The sequence below is a fragment of the Ruegeria sp. H9 genome (assembly GCF_056532915.1).
This window is the reverse complement of sequence record NZ_JBQFNX010000001.1, coordinates 1264092-1276676: the sequence shown is the minus strand read 5'-3', so window position 1 is coordinate 1276676 and position 12585 is coordinate 1264092. Positions and strand designations below refer to the sequence as shown.

Sequence of the window (12585 nt, the reverse complement as noted above, 5' to 3'; positions counted from 1 at the left end):
ACGATCTCCTCACGCACGCGACCAGGCGCGCTCAATGGCGCGGGTCAGAATGATACCTGCCACGTGTTTTTTGAAAGCGACGGGGCCGCGGTTGTCCTCGGTGGGGTCAATATCACCGAGCATGGCGGCCACAGCGGTCTTAATGGCATTTGCATCGACGCCGGTGCCAACCAGAGCGGCCCCAGCCGCCTCGGAAAAGACCGGTGTGTCGCTCAGATTGGTCATTGCAATCGAGGCGGAGGCACAGGTGCCACCTTCTTTCACGATCTGGACTGCAGCGGCAGCGGTCGCATAATCGCCAATCTTGCGCTTTTGTTTTTCATAGGCGTAACCGCCTTGAGGCGTTGGGATGGTGACTGCCGTCAACACTTCTTCGTCTTCCCGAGCAGTCATGTAGGCGGCTTCGTAAAACTCGCGGGCAGCGATGTCGCGTTCCCCGTCAGGACCCTCGACAGTGAAGCGCGCATTCAGGCACTGCATCAGGCCGGGCATGTCATTGCCGGGGTCGCCATTGGCCACGTTGCCACCAACTGTCCCCATGTATCGGACTTGCGGGTCTGCGATCTGAAGGGCAGCTTCGCGCAGAATCGGAGCGGCCTCAGCCAGTGCGTCGTGATCAATAATCGCGTGCTGGGTGACCATCGCACCGATGCGGATACTGTCACCTCCGATCTCGATATCAGACATGCCGCCAACATCCTGAAGATCGATCAGATGCGGCACATCCGCCATCCGCAGCTTCATCATCGGAATCAGGCTGTGCCCACCGGCCATGACGCGGGCATCATCGCCATGCTCTTCCAGGATCGACAGCACACCGGCCATGTCCTTGGGTCTGTAGTATTCGAATGCCGCTGGAATCATCGGCTCTCCTCCCTTCAAGCAAATGTTCTGGCTGAAAGGATCACTGCATGCGCTTGGATGGCGACGCTTCAGGAAATCAACAAAAAACAGGTATTTTGCACGAAATGCGCCCTAGGTCGCACGAATTGCGCCCACCTGCGATGCAAGCGCATCCTGAACCGTCTTGAGTTTGGATCGACTGACCGGCGCGGGTGGCAAACCATCCCCGTCGAACAGGCATCGACCCTTATCTTTGGTACGCTCAAACCGCGCCACGCGCTGAGGATTGACAAGGTAGCTGCGGTGGGTCTGGAGAAATCCGGTGGGCACCAATCGCTTGGCGGCCTCGGTCACTGGCCAGACACAAAACAACCGATCCGTTTCGGTGTAAACTTGGGTGTAGTGCCCATCCGCGCGCAAAAACAGAACATCTTCGGCAGAGATGAAGACCTTTCCACCATCCCGTTCGCAAGGAATTTGCAGCAATGGTTTTACATCCACGGTCGCTTCTGTTGGCTCCGGGTCTTTCCTCGAAGGTCCTGGCAGGTAGGTCACGCTGACCCACAAGCAAGCACCAAATATGATGAAACTGAACAGGATTACGCCAATGGCCAGCGTCTCATTGCTCATCAACGGGCCAAACTCAACCCCACTTGGCACCGCGACGAAACGGGTGCTCGCCAGAGCAAGAAAATGAACGGTGCAAACCGCCGCTGCAAAACACAAAGTGCCCAGCAAAATGTTTCTGTTTGTTCGCTGCCCGTAGGCAATCGCGAAAGCCAGCATACAAAGCACTATTGCAGCAATCGAGGACAAGATGACGCCACTGGGCGTATACACTGCCCGGCAAAGCTCCAGGCCAGCCATTCCAATATAGTGCATCGCCAAGATGCCCAACCCAACAACGCCTCCTGCCATCGCAATCGTGGCGCGGTTGCGTTCGGTGAAATGCAACAGAATAAGCGCAGCTCCGACGAGCAGGATCGCGACAAGCGCAGACACAAGTGTGATTGCAGCGTCGTAATAGAACAGGATCGGCATCTGAAGCCCGAGCATGGCCACGAAGTGCATGGCCCAGATTCCACCGCCAAGCGAAACAGCTGCAAGAGCCACCGAGGCCTTCTTTTCAAAGACCGGCTTCGTCGAAAGATCTCGCGTCATCGACAATCCTGTAAACCCTGCCACGAAGGCAACAATGCAGGACATGGCGACGAGGAAACTGTTGTGGCTGACGTCGAGAAACTCCATTGTCGCAAATTGGCTAAAAAGTATGCGTTTGGCAAATGGATCAACGATGTCGGACGTTCAAAGAGCGGTTACACATTGGGCGATGCCCAGCTCCGAAGCATTCGTTCCGAGGTGGCTAGCACGCTGCTATTCGGCGGCTTTGAGGCCAAATCCGCCGTTCATATTGATTGGGTGAAAACCACAATTTAAGGCTAATGAAGATCTGCTCGACCCCTCCCGCCGTCATCATTTGATGTTTAATTTGTGACTTCCGAAAGCTGCTGGGTGGAATGGCTAGAGATGCCTTTAGACCGCTTTATAAACTTGCCAGTCTTCGGATAAGCCCTTCAGTTCTTTTGTTACAAGATTTTCGAAGTCCAGACCGGACCCAGCCACCAGATCTTTTACTGTTCTGGAAACGACGATGTCGCCGCCTCCGCCCAATTCAGAGATACGCGCTGCAGTGTTAACGGAAACTCCGCGCACATAATGCAAAGAAACTTCGACCTCGCCTGTGTGAACCCCTATGCGAACTTCCAGATTCAGCTTGGAAATGGCATCGCCAATCGCCTTGCCACGATGGATCGCCTGGCCGGGTCCGTCAAACGTAGCGAGAAAGCCATCGCCATATACTTGGTAGGCAATGTGCACCTCATCACTGTGCCTCCTTAGGACAACCCTATTGGCAAAGAAAGGCTATGAGGCACGCTTGGTTCAATCAATATCTTTTCAATCAGTAGTGAAGGCCAGAAGGCCAGCCCGTTAACCGATGGTTCGATCCTTATAGCAATCGATTATCCACAATAGTGCTTATGGTTTCGCTTTTTATGCTAGCGTTGGGCAGTTGCGAGCACGCACGTTTGAGTATGCTGACGAAAGTGGGAGTATGGAGATGCTGGTTGACCGATATGGACTGACGCTGACGACCAGCCTGCCAGAGGCGCGGGACGCCTATGTCGCGGGGCTTGATCACATCCTTGCAGCAACGTTTGGTGCAAGCGAAGCTTTTTCCGCCGCCATCACGGCCGATCCCGGCTTCGCCCTCGGTCACGTTGGGCTTGCTCGAGCTCGAATGTATGAAAACGATATGTCTGGCGCTCAAGAGGCAATGGCGTCGGCCCGCGCCTGCGCATCTGGGTTGACTGAGCGCGAGGAGGGTCATCTTGCGGTATTCGATCTCTTGCTTCAGGGACGTGTCTTACAGGCACGAAGCGCAGTTCTGAAGCACGCTGCTCATCACCCCCGCGATGTCCTTGTCGCGCAGATCTGTACCAACATTTTCGGTTTGATTGGAACATCGGGTGAGCCTGGTCGGGAAAGCACGCAACTTGCCTACACGACCAAATTATTTGATGCCTTGGGCGAAGACTGGTGGGTTATGAGCGTACACGGTCAGGCGCTGTGCGAAGTTGGGCGGCTTGATGAGGCCATGTCCATGATGGACGGCTCGCTCGCTTTGAACAACACCAATGCAAACGCGTCACACTTCAAAGCGCACACACTCTACGAGCAAGGTTATGGAGAGGCCGGTCGCGCATACCTTGCCGACTGGATCGCGGATTATGATGTGCGCTCGGTATTGCACGGCCACTTAAGTTGGCATCGCGCTCTGTGGGCCTTGGAGCAAGGGGATGAGGCTGAGCTATGGACGATTTACGAGGGAGCTATCGCACCCGCAGCGTCCTATTCGTTGCCGATAAATGTTCTAACCGATGCTGCTGCACTTTTGCACCGCACTGAGATTGCGGGTCTAACAGTTGCGCCCAAACTTTGGCGCGACCTGAGTGAATACGCATCACGGTTTTTTCCAAACCCAGGCATGAGTTTTGCAGACATACATGGCGCACTGGCTCATGCAATGGCAGGGGAAGGAGAACGCCTTGCGGTTCTGACCGAAACAAGCTTGGGTTTTGCGTCAGATCTTGTTCGCCCGGTGGCCCGTGCGTGGGGCGCGATTGCGCGACAAGATTGGACGGATGCGCTGCAACAGCTGACACCGGTCATGGCAGATCACGCTCGTCTGGGTGGCAGCCGCGCACAGCGTGACCTTTTGGAGCTGACTTACCTGAATCTGCTATTGAAATCCGGCCATATTCAAGAAGCTCATCGAACGATTACAGCGCGACGCCCGATCTTCAGTCATAATGCGCCCGTTGCAGGCTTTGTCTGAATTCACAAAGCTCTAGTTTATCAGCTCTTCTTACCCCTCCTTTAGCTAGGCTACGCACGACCGGAATGGACTGGTTACTTCCTGATTACAAATCCCGAATCACGCCATTTATGGTATGCAAGCCTGATCAATCGCTCTGCAACCTGGTCGTAATTTCTGACAGGCGAGACCAGGATTGTAAGGTGACGGGCAAAGCAAGTGCGGCTTCCGCAAACTCCCACGAATAGCTGATAATCGAAAATATCATGCCCGGTGTCGCATCCAGGTTTTGGGTCGCGAACCACAGGTTGAATAGGAGCAGACCTATTAACAGAATGAAGATTACGCCATACAGAACGGCTTCGGTATCCGAGAGCTTTACTTCGAACCGGCGCAGTTTACTCAGGTGGACGAAAACCGGACGGTCACGTCGTTGTTCCAGAACACTGATCTGATGCTCCATTTGCTCATTCAGCGCACGGTTCCATTGCCAAAACGTCGAATGAAACAGAGCGTACACAGATATCATTCCGACAAGAACTCCACAGGCAGACAGGGCCAGAACTGGCGAGAAGTAAAACAGCAAAATTGCTGATACGACGAACTGCACCACCCCCGCGATTGCCGAGGGCAGGATCTCCTCAAGAAAGTCGGCCAGTTCGCGCCCCATGCCGATCCGGGCGTTCAGCGACGAAATTGGAAGATTTGAAAACCGCGCGGCAAGCGCCTTGCCCAATTCGACACGGATCATACCGTAGACACGTGTATCGTAAATCCGCCGGATCACGCTGATCATAGTGAGGGCAACCATGAGCGCACCTAACTGCACAAAGGGCTCAAAATCTTCGCTCAGCAATCCATCTATGGCGAAGCCGACGAACAGCGGAATCAGAACCGTCATGGCAGTTTCAGCCAGGATCAGGAACCACGTAAGCCCTACGCGCCAGCGGAACACACTCAGAAGCGTGCCGATTGTCAGTTGTCGATCTGTCAGCATGGCGCACTACTGATCATAGTGAATGCGAACACGCACATCGCCCGGCCAAACCGAGGCAGCCTTGAAATCCGGCTCGTCCTGAGGGTCTGAGGCACCTGTTGAACCCAGCCCCTCCAACAGTTTTGTCTCAGTCATGTTCAGGTCATCGTCCTTGTTTTCGTCATGAAACAACAGCACAGCGTATGGGCCCGCGTTCAGGTCAGAAAACTCATGGCTGACGCTGCCTTTACGTGACGGAATCTGGGCGTAGTCAATGGCGCTCCAGACATCCAAACTGTCAAAGGCGCGCGCGTTATCGAATACAAGGATCACGATGTTGCCCTTGGCGTTGCGGATGCTGTCCACAGTCACATTCAGACCCTCGGCGGAGGCCGGTGTCGCAAGCGTTATCACGGCGAATGCAGGGGCTAGAAGGTTCCGTATCATGGCTTTGTCCTTTCTTCAGGAGGCTGCGGAAGGGGTGACTTGAGAATGGCAATGACATCCTCGGTGATGGCGATCAGTACCGGCACCAGCAGCAGCATGAGGGCTGTGCCGAAGAGTTCTCCAAAAGCTAAAGAGATTGCCGCAGGGATCAGATACTGCGCTTGCTCAGAGGTTTCGGTCAGCAAAGGCAGCAGACCAATCACTGTAGTTGCGGTGGTCAGAAAGATCGCCTTGAAACGTCCAATGCCTGCGCTTCTCAGCGCCAGATTCACGGGCTGACCTTCCTCTCGCGCCTGATTGTAGCGGGTGATCATGACTAGACTGTCGTTCACAATCACACCGGTCAGAGCAAGCATGCCGAAGAACGAAAACAGCGACAGCGAGACACCCATGATCAGGTGCCCGACGGCGGCTGCGATAAAGCCGAATGGCACGATCGCCAGAATGACGAAAGGCTGCCAATAGCTTTTCAACGGCACGGCCATCAGCACATAGATCAGAACGGCTGCCAGCAACAGCGCGCGCTTCAGGCCATCGCTTATATCGGCCATTTCTTCCAGTTCACCGGCCGGCAGGACGGTTACGCTGGGATATTTGGCACGGAGTTTCGGGACCAGCTGCTCGAACACCGCCTGCCCCACCTCTTCGGGAGCAACAAGGTCGCGGTCGATGGACGCGGCTACGATGTTCATGCGCTTGCCGTCACGGCGATCGATAGTGCCAGAGGCATAGGTGCCCTCGATTTCGGCGACGGTCTCAAGCGGCACCCAGGCGCCGGATGCGCTGCGCAACCGGGTCTGCACCAGATCCGCCAACGTATCGCGGTTTTCACGCGCGTTCTGCACGACTACGCGGACTTCGGACCCATCGCGTCTGACCTTGGTCACCTCGGCCCCGCCGAACCCATAGCCAATCTGTCTGGCCAGAGCCTCGGCGTTAAAACCAAGGTGCCGCGCGTCCGGGCGCAGGCGGAGTTTCAGTTCAGGTTGGCCGCCCACCAACCCATCCCTTACATTTGCCACGCCCTCGATGTTCGACAAGAAACCTTTCATTTCGGCGCTGGATTGCTGCAGAAGGTCTTCGTCTTTTGACGCCAACCGGATTCGGAACCCTCCGGCAAGCGTTTCCGATCCGGTGAACTCCAACTCGGTGGCGCCCTCGACCGCACCGACCCGGTCGCGCCATTCGCGGACCACGGAAAGGATCGGGACATTCGGACGCTCAGCTACCGGGATCATTTCAGCGAATACTTGCGCATTTCCAGCGCTGTTGATGATGGTGAATACTGTCTGAACGGGTGGAGCAGACATGCTCGCCTCTTCTGCAAGCTCGACGTTCAGCTCGTTCAACACGGCTTCGATCCGATTCACGTTCGTGCGGGTCAGTGCAAAGGGGGCGCGGGCATCCATTTCCAGGTTCATCGTGATGACCTGACCGGGCACCTCGGGAAAGAACACCGTCCTGACCTTGCCCTTGTACATCAGGCCAAGCCCCAGCGTTGCGGCGGCAATGAACAAGATCAGCACGGCATAGCGCTGACGCACCGCCGCGACGAGCAAAGGCTGGTAGATGCGATCCCGCACCCAGTACAACCCGCCCTGCGCAGAATCCTGTACCCGCCCCCACAAGCGGGTCAGCAGGTATCGACGCTCTTGCCGCATCGAAACCTGCGCCAGATGGGCGGGCAGGATGAATTTGCTTTCGATAAGCGAAAAGATCAGCGTCAGGATCACGATGCCCGCGAACCCGGCAAGTACCTTGCCCAGCGGATTGTCGATCAACAGCATCGGGAAAAAGGCTGCGATTGTGGTCAGCACGCCAAAGACGGTCGCTACGGCCACGCGATGCACGCCGCGTTCCGTGTCCCTAATCGGGTCCTTCCCCTTGCGACGTTCTTCAAAAACGCTTTCGCCGACTACAACGGCATCATCGACCAGAATTCCCAAGGCAATGATCAGACCAAAAGTCGTGACATCGTTCAGCGAATAGTCCACCCATTTCGAGCCCGAGACAGCAAGCGCCCCCATGACCGAAACGGGAATGCCCATGGCAACCCAGAAGGCCAAACGCACGTTCAGGAAAATCGACAGCATCAGGGTCACAAGGATCAAACCCTGCACCCCGTTTGAGCGCAACAGCGCCAGGCGGTCCGAGATGTAGCCAGCGCTATCACCCCAGATCTCGACCTGAACCTGCGACGGCAGCTGTCGGCTGAACTCGTCAACCGTGCTGCGCACGACATCACTGATCTCCAGCAGGTTTTCCCTCTGCCCGACCAGAACCTCCATCCCTACGGTTGGTTTGCTGTTCAGGCGAAACAGGTACTCGCCGTCCTGAAACCCGTCTTCGATTTTGGCAATATCGCCCAAAGGCACATAGGACCCGTCGTCACGTTCGATGATCGGCAGAGCTGCGTATTCCGGCACGTATTTCGCCCTGTCATCGGCCCGCAGATAAATCGTGCCACCATCGGTCCTCAGACGACCTGCCTGAAAGGCCAGCGAATTCCCTTCGATGGCGCGGGTCACATCCGAAACCGTCAACCCATAGTGGCGCAGCAACGCCGGGTCGATTTCGATGCGTAATTCACGCGGTATCAGGCCCCAGATTTGCAACCGCGACAATTCCGGTTGCGCCAGCAACTCTTCTTTCAGGCGTTGCGCCAAGCTCTGTAATGTGGCGGGGTCTGTTTCTCCGAACAAGTTCAGATACAGCGCCGGGAAATCGAAACCCGAGGCTTCGATCACGGGTCGGCGCGCAGTATCAGGCAGATCAGTCAAACTGTCGATCCGAATACGGACACGATCCAGGACGGCTTGTAGTTTCTGGCCACCTGCGCGGCGGACAGTCACGACACTTAGGTCATTTTGGGATTGTGAGGTCACACTACGCACGCCCTCCAAACCTTCGAGGGCCTGCTCAACTTTCTGGGTCACCAATTCATCAACCTGTTCGGCTGTGGCGTCCGGAAACTCGATCGCGATTGTAACACTTTCCGGCGGAATGCGGGGGAAGCCTTCGATCCGAATGTTCAGCAGCGTTTGCACCCCAAGAAATAGGATCAGCGCCATCATCAAATTGGCAGCGACCGGATTTCGAATAAACCAGTAAGTCAGAGCGTGCATGGCTCAGCCCCCATCTGATTGCGGCGTCACCCGCTGACCCGGTAGAAACGAGGCCAAAGGTGTTTTGGCCACGCGCCACGGGCCGGTCCCTTCGGGAGCCGATACCGTCACTGTACTTTCGCTGCGGAACAGGATGTTCGGGCTAAGCCTCTGCAATTGGTCCTTATCGTCTACAATCCAAATGTATCCCGCACGGGTCAGGACGCTTTCGGGTAGGGTTAATGTGTCCGAGATCCGGCGTCCGGGAATGTGAACCTGCAGGAAGTCTCCGGCGAGTATGCGTTCATCGGGCTTTGTGACATCCAGAAAGACCCGCACCTGCCGTGTGTCTTGATCCAGAAACCCTCCTCCACGCCGGACTTGAGCCCGCCCCAACGCTCCGCCCGAGCGCTGTGTCAGATCAGCAGTGGCACCAGAGATCGGATGATCCAACAACGCCCAGTCCGCCTGACTAAACTCGGCGACCAGTTCGAATTGCTGGTCGTCCGAAAGGTGTATCAGGGCATCGCCTGGGTTGACCGTCTGGCCCAGGCTGGCAAAGCGATGGGTTACAAATCCCGAAAAAGGGGCGACAACCTCCGCGTCCTTCAGTTCATTTCGCGCCGCATTCAGCCGTGCCTGTGCAGCTGCAACGGTTTTCTCGGCAATGCGCAATTGCGGTAGATTCACAGCCAGTTCGTTTGGCGGTTCTGTTTCATCCCGATCAAACTGTCGTTGCGCGACTGTCACTTTGTTCTGCGCGCGCAATAACGCCAGTTCCGCTTGCTCAAGCTCCATCTCAGCGGCTGCAACGGCGCTTTGATAAGGTGCATTTTCGATTGAAAACAAAGGGGCACCCCGTTCCACCTTAGTCCCTGCCAAAGCGGCGTTGTGTACCGCAATGATGCGCCCGGACACAGCAGATCGCAGCTTGGCATCCCACCGAGGCCGAACTTCGGCAAACGCCGAAACCCGCGCTTGTACGGTTGCCGAAACTACTGTGACGACGGAGACGGTCGGTGGCGGAGGTGAGGTCGTTGTTGCCTGAACATCAATTGTATCTTCTGTATCAAACAGGAGGACGACGATCGCTACAAACAGTGCCAACGATAGTCCAATCCAAAGCCATCGCCGGGTCGGTCTTTGCCGAGTTTCCAAAGTTTTTTCTGTCATAGACCAGTCTTTCCTGTGCCGCCGAATCCATTGCACCTTGTGGCATTCGATAGAGTGTCATATACTATGAACGATCGTTCGTTCAATATTAAGTTGAAAAAATGTCCGATGACACCAAGAAGCCGGAATCAATCCGGGAAAAGGCAACAGCCAAGCGTCGCAACCAGATTTTGGAGGCCGCAGTTATGTGTTTCCTTGAGCGCGGCTATCATCAGACAGGCGTCCGCGATATCGCTGCGCGGGCGGGCGTCAGCCTAGGAAATCTCTATAATCATTTTCGCGGCAAACATGATGTGCTTGTAGAAATCGCAATGCTTGAACGCCGCGAGATGGAGCCGTTTCTGAAAATCCTGAACTCAGATGCGCCCGCGCCCAAAGTCATAAGAAAGTTCATCAAGGCCTACGCAAAATACCTTGCTGCGCCGGATAACGTTATTTTAACATTGGAAATTTCGAGCGAAGCAGTTCGTCAACCGGACATCGCGCAGCTGTTCGTCGAGAACCGGTCGAGTTTGACTGAGGCCCTGGAAGCCGTAGTGAAGCGAGGAATTACCGGCGGTGAATTGCGCGCCGTTCCGGATCCCCTTCAGGCGTCACAACTGGTGATCGAAGTTCTGGAAGGCAGTGCATATCGTAGTGTGCTGTCAGAATTGCCCATGACCGGGATCATTGTGTGCGCTGAAGACTTTATTATGAGTTCCCTGTTGGCACGTCATTAGCACGTGGGTAGCGTGTCGTTTTGGAATTCGTGAATGTTAGCCAAAGGGAGCTGCCTGAGACAATCATGTAGGCAGCAAAGACCGATTTTGAGTCGGCCGAAACGCGGGGGAGGTCAAAAGAAAGTTGGAGTTGCGGTTAGGACTATTGGCTAACGCAATATCATCCGAGGTTCGGTTACCAGACTTCGTTTAGTCACAAGACAAAGCGGTCGCAAAGCGAATGCAGATTCCAACCACCGGCACAGCGCCAGATCGTTTTTAATGCGATTGACGCACTGATCTATTGATACTGTAGGGATCAGGCGATCAGATACGATGGCAGATTTCTCAAGCATCCGCCTTAATCAGGTCGCTTGCCTTTTCGCCAATCATGATCGCTGGTGCGTTGGTGTTGCCGCTGACGATTTCCGGCATGATCGAACAATCAGCCACCCGCAGGTTCGAAATACCGTGTACCTTTAGTCTTGCGTCGACAACAGACGTCTCGGCGTTCCCCATCGCGCAGGTGCCGGTTGGGTGGTAGATCGACACGCTGTTCGATCTGGCCCAATCCAGAGTGCCGTCATAGTCTTCGCAGCTCAGCTCTGCCGTTGGTCGAAACTCTTCTGATATCTTCGAGGCCAGAGGGTTTTGTTTGGCAATCCCGCGCGCGATGTTCACGCCGTCGACAATGGTTCGGCAGTCCGTTTCAGTGGACAGATAGTTCGGGATGATCTTGACATGTTCGGATGGGTCCGGTCCGTTCAGGCGCAGCTCTCCCCGACTTTCCGGACGCAGTTGGCAGACCGACATCGTGAAGGCCGAAAACGGATGCACGCCTTCGCCTGGGCTGTCGGCGGACCAGGGTTGCACGTGGAACTGAATGTCGGGCGTCTCAACATCGGGCCGGGTTTTCATGAAACCAGTCGCAAGGCTGGCGGCCATTGTCATCGGACCCGCACGGAATAGTGCGTATTTCAGCGCGATTCGCGCCTGATTGAACAGGCTGCGAACTTCGTCATTCAGTGTGGGCTCATTGCATTTGAACACCAGCCGCGCCTGCAAGTGATCCTGAAGACCTTTGCCAACACCCGGCAGGGCGTGCAGCGGTTTGATACCATTTTCCTTTAGATGATCCGGCTCTCCGATCCCTGACAACATCAGGATTTGGGGAGAGTTGATCGCCCCACCGGACAGGATGACCTCGCGCCGAACTGTCAGGGTCTGCTCGGCACCAGAACGATCCCGGTAGACCAGCCCGGTTACTTTTTTCCCATCCAGAACCACACGCGACACAAGCGCTTTGGTGATGATGTTGAGGTTCTGACGACTGCGAATGGGCTTGAGATAGGCGACGGCGGCGCTACAGCGGCGGCCATTGCGCGTGGTCAGTTGGAAGTAACCCACACCTTCTTGCTCGGCCCCGTTATAATCTGGGTTGAACGGGTAACCGGCGGCCTGTGCCGCCGCGACCCAGGCATCGCAGATCGGGCGCTGAATGCGCATGTTGGACACTGACAAGGGGCCATCGACGCCATGATATTCATCCTCGCCGCGCTCTTGATCCTCACAGCGTTTGAACAGGGGTAGCACATCGTCCCAGCCCCAACCCTCGTTGCCCATTTGCCGCCAGCGGTCGTAATCTTCCTTCTGGCCACGCACATAGAGCAACCCGTTCAGCGAGGATGAGCCACCCAGCACCTTGCCCCGTGGCCAGTCGATGGATCGACCGTTAAGGCCGGGGTCGGGCTCAGTGCGATAGCACCAGTCAACCGAGGGGTTATGCATCGTTTTGAAATAGCCGACGGGGATGTGAATCCACGGGTTGGTATCGCGGCCACCTGCTTCGAGCAGCGCAACAGTTGTGTTGGGGTCTGCGCTCAACCGATTGGCAATGACACAGCCCGACGATCCTGCGCCAACAACTGCATAATCCACCTCCATGACCGCCTCCTTCCAACGTCGCTG

10 protein-coding genes are annotated in these 12585 nt (G+C 55.8%); 2 read left to right on the top strand and 8 right to left on the bottom strand.

What is annotated here, in order from left to right; translation table 11 throughout:
• Positions 1-9: 9 nt before the first annotated feature.
• The 3 genes from ACR0CZ_RS06090 to ACR0CZ_RS06080 all read right to left on the bottom strand — a co-directional run bounded on the left by ACR0CZ_RS06090 (position 10) and on the right by ACR0CZ_RS06080 (position 2721).
• On the bottom strand, positions 10-864 hold the full coding sequence (locus ACR0CZ_RS06090; RefSeq protein ID WP_170392522.1) for an FAD binding domain-containing protein: 855 nt from the start codon (positions 862-864) through the stop codon (positions 10-12).
• A gap of 111 nt (positions 865-975) precedes the next feature.
• Positions 976-2091 (bottom strand): MHYT domain-containing protein, encoded by a 1116-nt coding sequence (locus ACR0CZ_RS06085; RefSeq protein ID WP_170392523.1) that lies wholly within the window; start codon positions 2089-2091, stop codon positions 976-978.
• A 285-nt stretch (positions 2092-2376) separates the two neighbouring features.
• On the bottom strand, positions 2377-2721 hold the full coding sequence (locus ACR0CZ_RS06080; RefSeq protein WP_170392524.1) for an adenylate/guanylate cyclase domain-containing protein: 345 nt from the start codon (positions 2719-2721) through the stop codon (positions 2377-2379).
• A gap of 241 nt (positions 2722-2962) precedes the next feature.
• Here ACR0CZ_RS06080 and ACR0CZ_RS06075 point away from each other — a divergent pair, with 241 nt between their 5' ends.
• Positions 2963-4240 carry a tetratricopeptide repeat protein gene (locus ACR0CZ_RS06075; protein ID WP_170392525.1) on the top strand — a complete coding sequence of 426 codons (1278 nt, stop codon included), beginning with the start codon at positions 2963-2965 and terminating at the stop codon, positions 4238-4240.
• A gap of 127 nt (positions 4241-4367) precedes the next feature.
• Here ACR0CZ_RS06075 and ACR0CZ_RS06070 read toward each other — a convergent pair whose 3' ends face one another.
• From ACR0CZ_RS06070 to ACR0CZ_RS06055, 4 genes are read right to left on the bottom strand one after another with little or no spacing between them, the layout of a single operon-like run.
• A complete protein-coding gene (locus ACR0CZ_RS06070) occupies positions 4368-5216 on the bottom strand; it encodes an ABC transporter six-transmembrane domain-containing protein (RefSeq protein ID WP_170392526.1) in 849 nt (282 codons plus the stop codon).
• 6 nt (positions 5217-5222) lie between these two features.
• Positions 5223-5642 carry a DUF2141 domain-containing protein gene (locus tag ACR0CZ_RS06065; protein WP_170392527.1) on the bottom strand — a complete coding sequence of 140 codons (420 nt, stop codon included), beginning with the start codon at positions 5640-5642 and terminating at the stop codon, positions 5223-5225.
• Positions 5639-8767 carry an efflux RND transporter permease subunit gene (locus ACR0CZ_RS06060; protein ID WP_170392528.1) on the bottom strand — a complete coding sequence of 1043 codons (3129 nt, stop codon included), beginning with the start codon at positions 8765-8767 and terminating at the stop codon, positions 5639-5641. The genes ACR0CZ_RS06065 and ACR0CZ_RS06060 overlap by 4 nt, the downstream gene beginning before the upstream one ends.
• A 3-nt stretch (positions 8768-8770) precedes the next feature.
• A complete protein-coding gene (locus ACR0CZ_RS06055; protein ID WP_170465124.1) occupies positions 8771-9919 on the bottom strand; it encodes an efflux RND transporter periplasmic adaptor subunit in 1149 nt (382 codons plus the stop codon).
• Between the two features lie 101 nt (positions 9920-10020).
• Between ACR0CZ_RS06055 and ACR0CZ_RS06050 the strand changes: the two genes are divergently transcribed.
• A complete protein-coding gene (locus ACR0CZ_RS06050) occupies positions 10021-10638 on the top strand; it encodes a TetR/AcrR family transcriptional regulator (protein WP_170392530.1) in 618 nt (205 codons plus the stop codon).
• Between the two features lie 327 nt (positions 10639-10965).
• On the opposite strand, the gene ACR0CZ_RS06045 is transcribed toward ACR0CZ_RS06050, so the two are convergent.
• Positions 10966-12561 (bottom strand): GMC family oxidoreductase N-terminal domain-containing protein, encoded by a 1596-nt coding sequence (locus tag ACR0CZ_RS06045; protein ID WP_170392531.1) that lies wholly within the window; start codon positions 12559-12561, stop codon positions 10966-10968.
• Between the last annotated feature and the right edge of the window lie 24 nt (positions 12562-12585).